Source organism: Wolbachia endosymbiont (group A) of Melitta haemorrhoidalis (assembly GCF_964273365.1).
GTDB lineage: Bacteria > Pseudomonadota > Alphaproteobacteria > Rickettsiales > Anaplasmataceae > Wolbachia > Wolbachia pipientis.
On record NZ_OZ187004.1, the window covers coordinates 476,104 to 491,144 of the forward strand.

The 15,041-nt window shown below is 35.7% G+C and carries 16 protein-coding genes; 11 read left to right on the forward strand and 5 right to left on the reverse strand.

Annotated features, from left to right (window positions below):
* Nucleotides 1-22: 22 nt before the first annotated feature.
* The 3 genes from ACICPZ_RS02470 (at nucleotide 23) to ACICPZ_RS02480 (ending at nucleotide 2,660) form a co-directional block, all read left to right on the forward strand.
* Nucleotides 23-844: a hypothetical protein gene (locus ACICPZ_RS02470; protein WP_264374062.1), complete on the forward strand. Its 822-nt coding sequence runs from the start codon at nucleotides 23-25 to the stop codon at nucleotides 842-844.
* Nucleotides 845-1,792, forward strand: coding sequence for a ferrochelatase (gene hemH, locus ACICPZ_RS02475; RefSeq protein ID WP_010082099.1), 948 nt, complete (start codon nucleotides 845-847; stop codon nucleotides 1,790-1,792).
* 70 nt (nucleotides 1,793-1,862) lie between these two features.
* Entirely contained in the window at nucleotides 1,863-2,660 is a 798-nt protein-coding gene (locus ACICPZ_RS02480; protein ID WP_006280195.1) for a hypothetical protein, read from the forward strand.
* A 3-nt stretch (nucleotides 2,661-2,663) separates the two neighbouring features.
* On the opposite strand, the gene gshA is transcribed toward ACICPZ_RS02480, so the two are convergent.
* Nucleotides 2,664-3,824, reverse strand: coding sequence for a glutamate--cysteine ligase (gene gshA, locus ACICPZ_RS02485; protein WP_264374097.1), 1,161 nt, complete (start codon nucleotides 3,822-3,824; stop codon nucleotides 2,664-2,666).
* A 115-nt stretch (nucleotides 3,825-3,939) separates the two neighbouring features.
* Between gshA and hslV the strand changes: the two genes are divergently transcribed.
* Both hslV and hslU read left to right on the forward strand, forming a co-directional pair.
* A complete protein-coding gene (gene hslV, locus ACICPZ_RS02490) occupies nucleotides 3,940-4,494 on the forward strand; it encodes an ATP-dependent protease subunit HslV (protein ID WP_006280198.1) in 555 nt (184 codons plus the stop codon).
* A 1-nt stretch (nucleotide 4,495) separates the two neighbouring features.
* On the forward strand, nucleotides 4,496-5,986 hold the full coding sequence (hslU, locus tag ACICPZ_RS02495; protein ID WP_264329409.1) for an ATP-dependent protease ATPase subunit HslU: 1,491 nt from the start codon (nucleotides 4,496-4,498) through the stop codon (nucleotides 5,984-5,986).
* Nucleotides 5,987-6,054: 68 nt separating this feature from the next.
* Here hslU and ACICPZ_RS02500 read toward each other — a convergent pair whose 3' ends face one another.
* Together ACICPZ_RS02500 and ACICPZ_RS06525 are read right to left on the reverse strand one after the other, a co-directional pair.
* On the reverse strand, nucleotides 6,055-6,996 hold the full coding sequence (locus ACICPZ_RS02500) for an FKBP-type peptidyl-prolyl cis-trans isomerase (protein ID WP_010963087.1): 942 nt from the start codon (nucleotides 6,994-6,996) through the stop codon (nucleotides 6,055-6,057).
* Nucleotides 6,989-7,996, reverse strand: a complete 1,008-nt coding sequence (locus tag ACICPZ_RS06525) for a polyprenyl synthetase family protein (protein WP_010082029.1) — start codon at nucleotides 7,994-7,996, stop codon at nucleotides 6,989-6,991. The genes ACICPZ_RS02500 and ACICPZ_RS06525 overlap by 8 nt, the downstream gene beginning before the upstream one ends.
* 145 nt (nucleotides 7,997-8,141) lie before the next feature.
* Here ACICPZ_RS06525 and acpP point away from each other — a divergent pair, with 145 nt between their 5' ends.
* The 3 genes from acpP to ACICPZ_RS02530 are packed head-to-tail and all read left to right on the forward strand — an operon-like array spanning nucleotide 8,142 to nucleotide 9,816.
* Nucleotides 8,142-8,402: an acyl carrier protein gene (gene acpP, locus ACICPZ_RS02520; RefSeq protein WP_006279836.1), complete on the forward strand. Its 261-nt coding sequence runs from the start codon at nucleotides 8,142-8,144 to the stop codon at nucleotides 8,400-8,402.
* A 13-nt stretch (nucleotides 8,403-8,415) separates the two neighbouring features.
* Nucleotides 8,416-9,687: a beta-ketoacyl-ACP synthase II gene (fabF, locus tag ACICPZ_RS02525; protein WP_010082030.1), complete on the forward strand. Its 1,272-nt coding sequence runs from the start codon at nucleotides 8,416-8,418 to the stop codon at nucleotides 9,685-9,687.
* 3 nt (nucleotides 9,688-9,690) lie between these two features.
* Nucleotides 9,691-9,816, forward strand: a complete 126-nt coding sequence (locus ACICPZ_RS02530) for a hypothetical protein (protein ID WP_255322260.1) — start codon at nucleotides 9,691-9,693, stop codon at nucleotides 9,814-9,816.
* A 40-nt stretch (nucleotides 9,817-9,856) separates the two neighbouring features.
* Here the strand turns inward: ACICPZ_RS02530 and ACICPZ_RS02535 are convergent, their stop codons facing one another.
* Nucleotides 9,857-10,081, reverse strand: a complete 225-nt coding sequence (locus tag ACICPZ_RS02535; protein WP_010082031.1) for a hypothetical protein — start codon at nucleotides 10,079-10,081, stop codon at nucleotides 9,857-9,859.
* 196 nt (nucleotides 10,082-10,277) lie between these two features.
* On the opposite strand from ACICPZ_RS02535, the gene ACICPZ_RS02540 reads away from it, so the two are divergent.
* The 3 genes from ACICPZ_RS02540 to thyX all read left to right on the forward strand — a co-directional run bounded on the left by ACICPZ_RS02540 (nucleotide 10,278) and on the right by thyX (nucleotide 13,060).
* A complete protein-coding gene (locus ACICPZ_RS02540) occupies nucleotides 10,278-10,763 on the forward strand; it encodes a CPBP family intramembrane glutamic endopeptidase (protein ID WP_227738600.1) in 486 nt (161 codons plus the stop codon).
* A gap of 155 nt (nucleotides 10,764-10,918) precedes the next feature.
* Nucleotides 10,919-12,196, forward strand: a complete 1,278-nt coding sequence (murA, locus tag ACICPZ_RS02545) for a UDP-N-acetylglucosamine 1-carboxyvinyltransferase (protein ID WP_264373620.1) — start codon at nucleotides 10,919-10,921, stop codon at nucleotides 12,194-12,196.
* Between the two features lie 9 nt (nucleotides 12,197-12,205).
* Nucleotides 12,206-13,060, forward strand: coding sequence for an FAD-dependent thymidylate synthase (gene thyX / locus ACICPZ_RS02550; protein WP_010082033.1), 855 nt, complete (start codon nucleotides 12,206-12,208; stop codon nucleotides 13,058-13,060).
* Nucleotides 13,061-13,132: 72 nt separating this feature from the next.
* On the opposite strand, the gene ACICPZ_RS02555 is transcribed toward thyX, so the two are convergent.
* Nucleotides 13,133-14,917: a hypothetical protein gene (locus tag ACICPZ_RS02555; RefSeq protein WP_010963093.1), complete on the reverse strand. Its 1,785-nt coding sequence runs from the start codon at nucleotides 14,915-14,917 to the stop codon at nucleotides 13,133-13,135.
* Between the last annotated feature and the right edge of the window lie 124 nt (nucleotides 14,918-15,041).

Genomic DNA, 15,041 nt, shown 5'->3' on the forward strand with positions numbered 1-15,041 from the left:
TAAACCATCAAGGAGGTATTGTATGGGTGAATGTTGTAAAAATAACACTACTAAACAAGCTGAGCCTACCACTAAAAAACAAGCTAAATCTACTACTAAAAAATTAGTAAGTAACTTTAAGTCATCACTTTTTTGTGGAACAAAAGGATTTTTAACTTTTAATTTGGCCTTTTTAAGTTATTTGGAATATAGTTCACATCATAATACAGAATTAAAAAAAGGTGCTGCCTTTGCAATGAAAAGGAATACTATTCCATTGCTTGAAATGATAATCATAGCACCGCTTGTTTGTTTTGCACTGCCGGCTATAGTAGGTGGTTTAAGTCTTTTACAATGTGCACTTGCTTGTGCTGTCTTAATGATTGCCACATGTTTTATTGTCAGAACTTTTAATCTACGTGAAAAATTATTAGAAAAACAAACAGGTTGCCCAAAAGAAACAGTGAATAAGGAATTTGAGAAAGATACTATAATCTACCCTATTTTCGATAAAAGTAGAAAACACATCGAGTATAATTCGCCTAACTCAGAGCAACCACCGGATGAAACGAGTAGCACCTCTCTTTTCGTTAAAGTTTTACTTTTCCCTCTAAAGGTTCTTTTGAAGGTCCTGCAAAGTTATATAATGCTATCTTTAGCTGCTGTTGAACTTCTTGAAACGGTACCAAGTCTTTTTGTCGATACATTTTTCGATTGGAACTTCACATCCACCAAGAGTAACCTGAAGAGATCAGGCCACTTATTGTATGCCAGTGTAAGAAATTTAGTGCCTATAACTAAATTTGATGAGTGTGTAGCTAATTTTATAGGCACCCCAGAAGTAACTTGTTGTAGTAGTGCGTAGGTGAAAAAGGCAGTTATCTTATTTAATCTTGGCGGGCCTGATTCACTAAATGCGGTCCGTCCTTTTTTATTCAACCTTTTTTATGACAGGAGAATAATCAATCTACCGAATCCCTTTCGGTTTCTTTTAGCAAAGTTTATATCTGCGAAACGAGAAAATACTGCACGAAAAATATACGAGGAAATTGGAGGTAAATCGCCAATTCTAGAGAATACAAAAATGCAAGCTAATGCTTCAGAACTAAAATTAAACGAAAATAGAAACCATGTACACAAGGTATTCATCTGCATGCGCTATTGGCGTCCATTTGCTGACGAAGTTATTGAAAGTGTAAAACAGTTTGATCCTGACGAAGTAATTCTGCTGCCACTGTATCCACAATATTCAACTACCACAACTCTGTCATCCATCGAGAATTGGCAAAAAAATGCTAAACGGTATGGCCTAAAATGCAATACAAAAATGATTCACCGTTATTATGATAACCAAGATTTTATTGAAGCTCACACTAATCTGATAGCTAAGTACTATAAATTGGCTAGAAAAATCGGTAAACCAAGAGTCCTATTTTCAGCCCATAGCTTACCTCTTAGTATCATTAAAAAGGGCGACCCTTACGCTTCACAGGTAGAAAGAAGCGTAGAGTTAATAGTAGAAAAGTTAGCTATCAATAACTTAGATTGGTCAATATGTTATCAGAGTAAGATTGGTCCTGTAAAATGGCTAGAGCCAAGCACTGAGAGTGAGCTATTACGCGCAAAAGCTGATGGTGTACCTGTAGTTCTATCACCTATATCTTTTGTTTCTGAGCATTCAGAAACTCTAGTTGAACTTGATATAGAATATAAAGCAATTATCAAGGATGGATATTACTTTCGTGTGCCAACTCTCAGTACCGATCCCTTGTTTATAAAATGCTTAGCCGATTTGTGCATAAATCTCCCTTAAAGTCCTGATTCATAGGGCTTTTCTTTTAGGATTTTATGTGATAGAATAACAGGAAGTTATTAACTATTTCATGCCAAACAAGCTAAAAAAGAAATCTAACATACTCGCACAAAGGGTGCATGATATTTATGATCATGATTTCAGGAAGGTAATCTGCATCACAACAGGTTTAACAGCCCTATTGTGTAAGATTTCACTGCAATTTTGCTGCGAGTTCATTGACAATAACAGATCCAATATCTTTCTTATACGGAATGTTGCTCGACTAGTAAAGTTTCCGACATCTATTCTATACATTGCCCATTCTGCATTTACTCTACAGGATCTAATTAAGGATTACAGAAACCCTGAGAGTAAAAAAGAGCTGGCAAAAATTGTGGGTAAATCGGCTAATCTTGCAAGCAGCACCATAGAAGCGCTAATGATGTTGAAAATCATCCATTTTTGCACTGGAAGCAATACAGACATAATAAGTTATATTAACTTAACCTCAACGATCCTATTTTTGTTCATTTCAGAACCTATAAGCTATTATTATACATGCAAGGAATATCTGGATAATAAGGATCCTGAAAAGTCTGCTGAGTGTAAGAAGGACCTTATTATTAGCACATTAACTTTGTCGTTAGGTTTATTAAACTTCATATTAAGAAGGATAGAGACTCCAACTATACCAATAAACTTAGGTAATGGTATAATCTATAATTTCAACTTAAGCGTAACAGTCAGCATAATATATAGTGCAGTATTTCTTGCAGTTCAGCTTGACAAATTGTTTCAACAACCTGTCAATGATGATCCTTCCACTGAACTTGATGATGTTCATAATATAAACGGTCATTCTAATGACAGCACTGTAGAGGTATAAGAATTAGGGATGAAAAGATTTTATTTCTACTGCCAACGCTAGTACTGCTAATTTGCTAACAATACTCCAAAGTGATAGAATTTTACCTTCTACAACCTGGCTAACATCATGAAACTCACAGTCAGTGGCATTCAAGCTAGAATATACATCTTTTCTGCTATTACATCGGTATAAGTAACATGTTGGAGTATCTCCTATATAGTATATTAGCGGTTCTGCAGAACTGCTTTTAAACATGTCAATGGTTGGTACACCTTCTTGTATAATAACGCTATTGATTGCTATTCCTTCTTTTATCTTTTTCATTTTATGACGCTTTTTTTTATTGAGGTTTAATATTTCCTCTCCACTTGTTGCTGTTATAATGCCCATCCCATATGTGCCATTGCTTGCTTTGATAAAAACGTAAGGTTGTGTTTTTATTTCATATTCCTCATATTTTTTTTGCACTAGAGATAATATTTGGTCAACTTTAGTTGCTACTGCTCCTAGTGACAAATCATCATCAAAATCAACTCCATCACAGCTCTCTGTAAGCACAGAAATAAGCCATGGGTCCATTTTAAATTCGCTACAAAACTCGAACGCTAATTCTTGATAGATTTCAAAATACTTAAATTTCTGCCTGCTATGCCAACCGTATAGTGGGCTTGGTACTATATCTTGCTTTACGTCTTTTAGCGTGTCTGGAATGTGGCTCGTCATATCACGGTTCAGTATAATAACATCAGGCACAAATCCTGAAGTTGTCTTTAGCAGAGAGTTTTCTTTCACAACAGTTTCATACTGTTCTATTAAATTGTATACTTCATTATGTAAAAGGCCAATTCTAGTTTCAAAACCTGCGAGTTGCAGTACTTTCTCTATAACAAATACGTTTTCTATATACATTTTATTGCGTGTATAATTTTCCGGTATTATAAGAACCTTTTTGTATTGATGTCTTTTAAAGTAGCTTTTTATCAATCTTGCTGCCATTGTTCTTGATTCTTCACTTAAGTTATTGAACCCCGCAGGAAATAAATTAGCGTCTACTGGAACGATTTTATAGCCAGAGTTTCTAAGATCTATAGAGCTATAAAATGGCGATGTAAGGCCATTAAATTTTGCTTCGAACCAATTATTTATACTTTTTTCCAAATCTGGGTGAATTATGTTTTGCATCTGCACTTTAAATGTTATAAGGAAGGTATTATATTATAAGCTATAGTTGAACATATTTAGTAAATTTGACTAAAGATTAAAGTATAATGAGATTCTTATTTAAAGTGATAGAAAAATGATTCAACACGATAACAATAAAATGTATGGCACTACTATATTATCAATTAGAAAAGATAAAAGTGTAGTAGTAATAGGTGACGGACAAGTTTCACTGGGCCACACTGTTATAAAATCTGGAGCAAAAAAAGTTAGGCGTCTTTCTGGTGATTCCGTAATTGCTGGATTTGCCGGGGCAACAGCCGACGCATTTACTCTTTTTGAAAGATTAGAATCTAAACTTGACAAGCACCCAGGGCAATTAATGAGAGCATGTGTTGAACTTGCAAAAGACTGGAGAATGGATAAATATCTGAGGAAATTAGAAGCTATGATGATCGTTGCAGATAAATCTATTTCATTAGTAATTACGGGAACAGGTGATGTTCTTGAACCTGAAGATGGAGTCGCAGCTATTGGCTCTGGGGGAAATTTTGCTCTATCTGCAGCAAGAGCTTTAATTGACATTAAAGGAATATCAATAGAGGAAATTGCGAAAAAGGCTATGAAGATAGCTGGCGATATATGTGTTTATACAAATCATAATGTAGTTATTGAAAAGATAGAGGAGTGATATGTCTTCCAAGCAAAAAACTTTATGCACCAATTTTTCCAATCAGCCCATAACCCTTTCAGAAGGGCGGTCTTGTAGTAGTGACACCTACGATGAAAAAGATAACCTCTATAAAGATACTAAGAGTGGTTTTGATTCAAATGACAGCGATGTTCAAGTTAATGACAGCACTCAAGTTTTGTTAGATGACCTGCCACCACAGAAGATAGTTAAAGAATTGGACAGATTCATAATCGGACAGGATGATGCAAAGCGTGCTGTTGCTATTGCGCTCAGAAATCGTTGGCGTCGCAATCAGGTTCCATTTCCATTGCGTGATGAAATCATACCTAAGAATATATTGATGATCGGTCATACAGGGGTTGGTAAAACTGAAATAGCTCGTCGCTTAGCAAAACTTGCCGGTGCACCGTTCATAAAAATTGAGGCAACGAAGTTTACTGAAATAGGGTACGTTGGACGTGACGTTGATTCGATAATACGCGATTTAGTTGATGCAGCAATAGTTTTAGTTAAAGAGAAAGCCCGTAAAGCCTTAGCTAAAAAGGCTTTAATTTTAGCTGAGAAAACAATAGTAAACTCTATGGTAGGCGAAAATGCAACCGAAGAGAGTAAAAAAATTTTTAGAGAAAGGTTGAGGAATAAAGAGTTTGAGGACGGAGAAGTTTCTATTAACGTCAGAGAGAGCAAGAGTATGTTACCTACTTTCGATATACCAGGCATGCCAGGTGGGCAAGTTGGTGTGATGAATGTAACAGAAATAATGGGCAAGATGTTTAACGGGAGCAAAAAAACAAAAACTATTACGGTGAAGGTAAAAGAAGCGCGTGAAATATTAATTAATGAAGAAAGTGAAAGGCTAATGGATGAAGATAAGATAATCAAAGAAGCCATTGATCTTGTTAGTAATGACGGTATAGTATTTTTGGATGAAATAGACAAAATTGCAGCGCGTACAGAAGTAAAAGGTGAAGTAAACAGAGAAGGAGTGCAACGCGATCTGTTACCATTACTTGAAGGAACAACTGTTACAACTAAGTATGGCCATGTAAAAACAGACTATATATTATTTATTGCATCTGGTGCTTTTCATCAGTCTAAACCATCTGACCTCTTACCGGAATTGCAGGGCAGATTACCGATCAGGGTAGAACTTAAGGCACTTACTCAAGAGGATTTAATAAGAATATTAAAGGAACCAGAATCTAGTTTGTTAAAGCAGTACATAGCTTTAATGAAAACAGAAAATGTGACACTTGAGTTCACTGATGATGGTATAAAAACCATAGCTGAAATAGCGTTTACAGTTAATAGGCAAGTGGAAAATATAGGCGCAAGAAGGCTTCACACTGTCATGGAGAAGCTTTTAGATGAAATAAGTTTCATTGCTTCTGAGAAAAATAGCGAAAAATTCATTATAGACAGCAAGTATGTAAAAGATAAACTTGAGTCAATTTCGGAGCAGCTTGATTTATCTAAGTTTATACTTTAGGAAAAACGAAAAGCCTACTTTAAGTAGTATAGAGAGTGTTCAGAAGATTAGCCAGTAGACCTAAAATTTCAGCTATATTCTTTAGGCTGTTTTTCAACAGTAGAATGGTGTGCTGCGACCTCTTGCTTAACATCTAAGCTTAAGTCAATTATTGAGATATTTTCTTCATCATAATCTATGTCTTTTATTAACATATCGTCAGTAATAGTCAAAAGGTCAGGCGGAGAAAGAATAGTTCTTTTATTACCAGCTCTCATTCCCACAACTCCAAGCTCTATAGCAAGTGGTATTTTTTTATCGCCAACCCTAAATTGCACTGTTTGATCTTTGACTATATATTCCCCATTATGCTCCTTTACGCTATATTTAACCGATATCTCATCACCGCACCTTACTTGTTTTCCAGTCTTGTTAATTAAGTCATTAAAAACCATCAGATTATTTACTGAGTCGGGATATTTATCCTTTACTTCGATCAGTTTGACGTAATAAGAATTAAAATTCATTTTGTTCTCATTGGCAATAGTAACTACACGCTCTCCGCCTTCTTTCATACCTATTACCCCTAAACTCACTTCTTTTAGGTCATCTTGACCTATTTTCAAAGTAACATCAGAAACTTTGCTAGGGAGTGTTGCTGAGTTATTATTAGAAATTTTATATATTTGCAATAGGACTTCCAGGCCACAAAAAGCCTTGCTGCCACTGCCTTCAGTAATTTCATAAAAATTTATTGAATCTTCTTCCTTTTGCTGCGTTATTTCTTCTAAATATTCTGTCAGCCCATGCTTTTCAATATAGCGGTCAAGTGCTGATTCAAGTATTGGCTTCACTAGGTAATGTGCTATCGTCTGTATCAAACCACCATGCGTGGCATTTATCTCATAAAGCTTGTCCTTTTTTTCCGGTTTACCTTTGTTTATATAGACAATAGTAAACACAAAAGCAGAAGTTAAAGTGAGAATCATTACTACGGAAATAAGCATTTGTAATATAATTTTTCTAACCATCTTTCTTTACTTGATTCAATAAATCATATAAATAATTAGTATCCCCTGAAAGCGCACTCAAATTATCCAAGCCTTGTTTAAAGAGGCCGTCTATATAGTCCTCTACTTCACTTTTACCAAGCACAGACATAAGATTATTTGTTTTATCTTGTTCGTAGTCTTCAATATCATCCTTAGCTTGAAAGATAAGCCCTAGATTTATTCCATAGTTATATAACGCTTTACGTTGCTTGTCTGTAGCACCCCCTATTATAGCACCTATTTCACATGAAGCTGCAAATAGTTTTGCGGTTTTCATCAAATGAATTTCTTTTATTTTATCAGCTTGGCCCGACGTCATTCCAGCGTCATACATACAGCCGTACGAATGTTGTAGTTTTAAGGTAGAAAGGGTGTCATGCAAGTAGCTGACACTGGAATCCATTTCATGTTCAGCTCCACTATCGCATGGCTTTTTGCACGAAATGCTTGTAGGCAAAGCCTTCTGGATTCCAGTGTCCGCTACTTGAATGACAGAGGGTTGGGGGCTAAAATCTATATGCTCACTGTTAATATCTAAAGCCTGTCCTCCCACCATTCCCCTAATTCCTATTGCCTGAGAAAGAACTTTTATGATCTCACAGCGTTTCTCATTTAACGAAGATAATACCTCAAAAGCCAGAGTAAGTAGTGCATCTCCGGCAAGCACTGCTGTTGCTTCATCAAATTTTTTATGGCAGCTTAGCTGGCTTCTGCGAGTATCACTGTTGTCCATGCACGGTAAATCATCGTGAATTAGAGAGTAAGCATGAACAAATTCAATTGCTGCAGCAACTGATATTACTTTTTTAGCTTCCGCGTTAAACACTCGCGATGAAGCTACGACTAAAAAGGAGCGTATATGTTTTGCAGGAGCAAGGAGTATATAACGCATAGCTGATATAAGCTTATTCTCGCTATTTTCGGGTAAGAGTTTATTTACTTCTACAATAAGCAAATTTTTTGTTGTTTCGTCTAGCATTTTTGAATTGTTAATTGTTTAGCACGTAACGCTAGCCAGCTAGGGCAGTAGAAAACTTTACTGTAGTTTACCAGTTATAAAAGATATTGCAAACATAAAAATTTTTTATAACATCAAAGAATAGGTTATTTTTTTGGTAAGAAATGTGAATAGCGAACTAGCAAAGAGCACTAGAGAAGACATAGAAGAAAAAGTGAAAAAGATTATACTAGAGCATATTAGTAAGGATGTAGAGAAATTCAACAGCTCTTCAAAGCTTTCGGAGCATGGTACAGACAGCTTAGATGCAGTTGAAATCATCATGGCAGCAGAAGAAGAGTTTGGAATAGAAATTCCAGATGAAGACGCACAAAAAATGGAAACTATGGAGCAAATAGTTGAGTACATTAATAATAAAAAAGGCTAATAGTTAGTGTTAAATGAGCAGAAGAGTAGTAGTCACTGGTGTTGGTTTAATCACTCCACTAGCGGCAGATGTTGACAACACTTGGTCAAGGCTAATAAAAAGTGAGTCTGGCATAAAAGCAATCAATACGGATAGATTTGACTCTTCTGATCTTGCTTGCAAAATTGCAGGGCAGGTGCCGTTGCAATCAGACAACATTGAGCACCATTTCAATCCACTAGATTATATTTCTGAGAAAGACTCAAAAAGGACAGATCGTTTTATCCATTACGGTATTGCAGCAGCTATTCAGGCAGTAGATGATTCATTAATTTTGGAAAGCCAAAATATCAATCGGGAACGTGTTGGTGTGACTATTGGCTCTGGTATAGGTGGTCTTCCGTCAATTCAGGAAAATGTTATTACCATGCAGGAAAAAGGGCCCAGACGTGTCAGTCCATTTTTTGTCCCTGCAAGTCTAATAAATTTGATATCTGGCCATATTTCTATTAAATACGAATTTACAGGTCCAAACGATTCAGCAGTAACCGCATGTGCAACAGGTGCGCATGCAATCATAAACTCAGCAAGAACTATAAAACTTGGTGAAGCGGATGTTATGATTGCAGGTGGAGCAGAAAGTGCACTGTGTAGAGTTGGAATTGCAGGTTTTGCATCTATGAAGGCGTTATCAACTAAATTTAACGATAAACCGGAAGAAGCTTCAAGGCCATGGGATGAAGAACGCGATGGTTTTGTTATGGGTGAAGGAGCAGGTATATTGGTGCTGGAGGAATACGAACATGCGAAAAAAAGGGGGGCAAAAATACATGCTGAACTGGTTGGGTACGGACTCACAGGAGATGCGCACCACATTACAGCACCACATCCAGAAGGAAGAGGCGCATTTAAGGCAATGCAGCTTGCTTTAAAGAGCGCACAAATTAATCCCAATCAAGTAGGGTATATCAATGCACATGGAACTTCAACGCCACTTGGAGATAAAATTGAAGTAATAGCAATGAAACAGTTATTCGGTGACTACGTTTATAAAATACCTGTTTCTTCAACTAAATCTTCTATAGGACATTTACTTGGTGCTGCAGGGAGCGTTGAAGCAATATTCAGTATTCTTGCGTTAAATAATGGAATTATTCCGCCAACCTTAAATTTACACAAGCCTTCAGAAGGATGTGATTTAAATTTTGTACCGTTTAAAGCTCAGGAGCATAAAATTCAATATGCACTTTCTAATTCGTTTGGTTTTGGTGGCACTAATGCATCGCTCATATTTGGACAAGTTTAGTTGATGTCACCCCAGTGTCTTCCTCTTGTCATTCCAGTACCCTCCTCTTGTCATGCAAGCAGCTCTCCTACTGTCATCCCAGCACGTGACACTGGGATGACAAACGGTTGTGAAAGGGAATACATATAAAAATTAAACTATCAATAGCAATTCAAAAAGAAAAAATATTCTATTCATCCCTGAAGAAGTATTTTATTGACAATTTATGAATAAAGATCAATAATGCAGAAAAGGAATTGATGGGCGTATGCATGAATTTAACCACTATTAATTGTACATTATTTGTTGTAATTACATATTTTTTGACGTGCATTATAGCTTGGTGCTTACCTTTCAAAGACATAACATTATTAACAACATTTGTTCCGGCTTCAGTTGCAATTTTGCTAACCATTTATAATAAACAGAAGGTAAGGGATCTTTTTAAACTTAGTTCGCCAAAAAACTGTCTATTAGGGTTTATACTTATTCTGGTAAGTATGCTAATTTCCAATGGTCTTTTGTCAATTTATTGCGGTTTTTCATTTTTCCGAGAGTCTTTTACGTTAGACCGTGTAAAGGATTTGAGTGCAGTTTTGAGTCCATTAGTGATGTTATTTGTTTTATTATCAACCTTTGTGATGTGGATCATTATGTCTCTTGGTGAAGAGATCGGTTGGCGTGGCTATCTTTTGAAAAATCTTAAAAGCAAAATATCAAATTTTTATATCAGAGCAATTATTGTCGGTATTATTTGGTCAGTATGGCACATACCAACTTATGTGGTTGCTGGCTCAGCTTTGTGGAAGGATGGCTTTACATTCCCGACTATTTGTGCTTATACCCTTTATATTTGTGCAATGTCTATAATGTTTACCTGGTTGTTTGAAAAAGACAACTCGATTTGGCCAGTAACTATTGCTCATGCAACAAATAATCTTGTGTATAGTGTTTTGAGCATTCTAATGCCGTCTCCTCCTCTGTCAACTTTCGATGCAGTAATTCGCCTTACATTAGGAGCAGCTGGTTATTTCATTGTTGCAATTGGTGTTATTTGGTTTGATAAAGCTCGAGAGCGTCATTTGAGTAATTCATAGTATAAAATTTCGGGGGCAATTCGCATCAGGTGTCATGCAGGTAGCATGACACTGGGATGATGAGGAAGAAAAAGCAAATTTTGCCTTTTACGGTCAATCTATTATACTTAGTAAGACTTCAATAAACTAATGAATTATACTTTATATCTAATTAAATGCACAAGATATTAATAAGAAATAACTACAAACCTTTGGTCGGAAAAATCAAGATTAATGGCTCAAAAAATGCTGTTTTACCAATAATGGCAGCAAGTCTATTAAGTAGCTCCCCGGTAATTTTGCATAATGTACCTGATTTAATTGATGTGCATCTAATGTCTAAGTTGCTTGAAAGTCTTGGAGCAGAAGTGAACTTTATGCACAATAAAAATTATAAAGCGAACCATACTTTGAAAATTGACTGCAGCAATATCAACAATCACGTGATGCCATATAAAACCGCAAGTAAGCTAAGAACTTCTTTTCTAATATTGGGTCCAATGCTTAGCAGATTTGGCAAAGCGAGAACAGCATTTCCTGGTGGATGCAACATTGGAAAGCGTCCCGTTGATATGCATATTAAAGCATTAGAAGAAATGGGAGCTAAAATTGAAATTGACGGCTATAATATAATTGGAACAGTGAAAGGAAAGCTACAAGGAAAAGAAATCACATTTGAGAAAATAAGTGTTGGCGCAACAGAAAATGTAATAATGGCAGCAACATTTGCAGAAGGAGTGACAACAATAAACAATGCTGCAACTGAGCCGGAAGTTCTTGATTTAATAGATTTTCTGAAGAAAATGGGTGCTGATATTGAAATTGATAATACAAAGGTCATAATAACAGGAGTTGAAGCACTAAATGGATGTGTTCATAAAATAATACCAGATCGCATAGAAGCAGGCACCTATGCACTAGCTGCTATAATAACCGGTGGTAAGTTGGAGTTGGAAGGAATAAATCTATCTGATATAAGGTGTATTACAAATGAGTTGGAGACTATAGGAGCTATGGTTGAACTGTATGATGGAGGCATTGTTATTTCCAGAAAAAATGGCTCTATTAAGTCTGCTAACGTTGCGACAGATCCATATCCCAATTTTCCCAGTGATATGCAACCACAACTGATGTCTGCAATGTGCATCGCTGATGGGATATCAGTAATTGAAGAGAACATTTTTGAAAACAGATTTACACATGCAGATGAATTGAGAAAGTTAGGTGCTAATATCAGCATCGAGAAAAGCAAAGCTACTATAAGTGGAATAAAAAGCTTATCTGGAGCTAATCTATATGCTACTGACTTAAGATCAACAGCAGCTTTGGTGCTTGCTTCTTTGGTAGCCGGTGGAGAAACTATAATAAACAATTCACATCATTTATGGAGAGGATATGAAGCAATGCATGAAAAACTCAATTCATGTGGAGCTGATATCTCCATTTCGTCTTGAGGATATTTTATGAATGAAGCAACCAAACGAACTATAGTAAAAGAAATAGATGCAATCTTATATGAAGAACATAAGGTATTAGACCATGGATTTATTCGAGTAGTGGATTATATGGGCTCTGATAGCGCTATAGTTCAAGCTGCTCGTGTTTCTTATGGCAAGGGAACAAAACAGATAAGTCAGGATGAAGCACTTATAAAGTATTTAATGAGACATCATCATACAACTCCATTTGAAATGTGTGAAATTAAGTTTCACGTGAAACTTCCAATTTTTGTTGCAAGGCAATGGATAAGGCATAGAACTGCAAATGTGAATGAATATTCAGCAAGGTATTCAATACTTGATAATGAATTTTATACACCTAAACCAGAACAAGTTGCAAAACAATCTGACAATAATAAACAAGGTAGCGGGGAAGCTTTTGATCCAGATACCTCAAAGGAAATAATAGATTCTCTAATAAATGACTCTAATTTAGTATATTCTCATTATGAAAAATTTATTGAGCAGGGGCTTGCAAGAGAAATTGCCAGAACTAACCTAATGCTTAATTACTACACGCAATTTTATTGGAAAATAGATCTGCATAATCTCCTTCATTTTTTGAAGCTTAGAGCTGATAAGCATGCCCAATATGAAATCAGAGTTTATGCAGAAGTTATGCTGGATATAATAAAAAAATGGGTTCCACTGGCCTACAATGCCTTTGTTGAATATTGCCTAGAATCAGCCTGTATTTCAAGAACTGGTCTAGAAATAATTCGCAAATTAATTAAAGGGGAAAACGTTACTAGAGAAGAAAGTAATATTGGTAAAAGAGAATGGGGCGAGCTGATGTCTATACTTGATAAACAATCTTAAAGATAAAGGCATACGTGTCAATCTCCTCTGTCAGTTAACTCTCGTTCACCAGATTGAATCTTGCTTTTTACATCACATTAACTCATCACTTTTATAGAACATCTCATTAAAATCATTTAGAGTTCCAAAATCCTGACCCTTGATAAACAGGTGATCATTAGCAACATGTGCTTCATCAAGAGTAAACAGCTCGTAATGATGATTGTGAGCGGGCCTAACAATTTCATTATATAAAACCATTACTTGTTCGTAGTTATATCCATCGCCAGCATGATATTTACCACGTACGGTATCATAAAAATTCTTTACATCATCATATGTCACTTGCAGCTCCACCTTATACTTTCCCACTTCAAGAGGACTTCCTGTCTTTATTTTTAAGGGATGTTGTGAATTTGCAACACTGTTAGAAGTTTCTGCTTCAATATCAGAATTTTTATCCATATTTTCTATCACACTTGCCATAACAGTTTCTTGTTCATCTTCTGTTGGTTTTGTTTGTTTTTCAGTCTTATTACTGCTACTGTCAGTTTCCACAGTTACTTTTTTTACTTCTATATCTTTTTGAGCTTTCTCATTACTTTGCTTGTGTATTTCATCTCCATGCAATTTTTCCTGCAGAGCTTTTTTCGTATCAGCATAATCATCACGATTGCTTTGCAAAGCTGGTTTATAACTGCTGCTATCATCCGCTTGCATTTGATCTATATAGTTAGATTCTTCTTCCTGTATAGTATTTTTTGCGTTATCCTCACCAACCGTTCCTTTCTCCCCAGACTTGGCTTCACTCTCTACCACAACTTCTTCGTCTACTTGCTCATCATCAATTGTAAATTCAGTACCTATCTGATTGCTATCTTCCTCCAATTCATTAGATAATTTTTCAGATAGCTGGTCACCACTCAAATATGGTTCCTTTGAATATTTAGCATAATTATGGGGATCGGTTCTGTTTTCTGAATAAAACCCACTTTCAAAGTCTGAGTAGGAGCTTTGATTGAGCACAAAAAATAAGTTTTCATAATTAACCAGCATATCACTATCAGGGCTAACAAAATTTAAATATTCATCGCCTTCCCATTCTGGGTGGTGTCTATACTCTGCTATGTAGTATTTACTAGAGTCGAGAGGTATCTTGTCACCTTCTTCCCCATCAAGTTGTAAAACTACTGCTGAATGCCCATTACCTAAATCATTACCTTTTACCACTTTGAATATTTTAATCTCATCCTTTTCTACAAGTTCTTTTAACTCCTCGTTCTTTTCATTTAACTCTTCCTCCCTTTGTCTTTCTGCTTCTCTCTCTCTTGCCAATCTTTCTGCTTCTTCATCAGCTTTCTTCTGCAGTTGTGAGAATACATTTTGTAATATATCTTGTGTGGTTAAGCTATTTGTGTTGCTTAAAAAATTATCTAACACATTTGATGCAATTGGTGACAATTCACCGTGATCATCAAATACTTTTTCCTTTGCTTTATCATAGTGATTTGGGTTATAGATTGCATACAGAGGATAAAAACCATAATCTGCAATTGACGCTCCGTCAGGTGATAGTTCCATTGAGAATCCATAGTAATTAAGTGGAAGATTGGAGGTTAAATATTTACCGTTATCATCCCTAACGTGTAGCTCACTTCTACCATTGTGCTCACTATATTTGTTGTAGTAGATATAAAAATTCTCATGGTTAAGATTGAAGTGATCATCTAGATTATCGAATTGAATTGTACTGCCAAGCTTCTCGCGCAAAAGATTTTTGCTTTCATCTGTAAGCTTTATATGTGCAGAAAAGTAGTATCGATCTATAGGTTCGCCTTTTTCTATTTCAAAGTTCAAAGTAATCTTGTCGTTGACCATTGGTAGCCTCCACAAATTCTATAAATCATTTTATTTATCAATCATACGGTCTGTACTATGAAAAATGTGTTAAACGTTAAGATTTTCTCTGTACCGATTCATCTATATTGCCAAGCTTAATAAA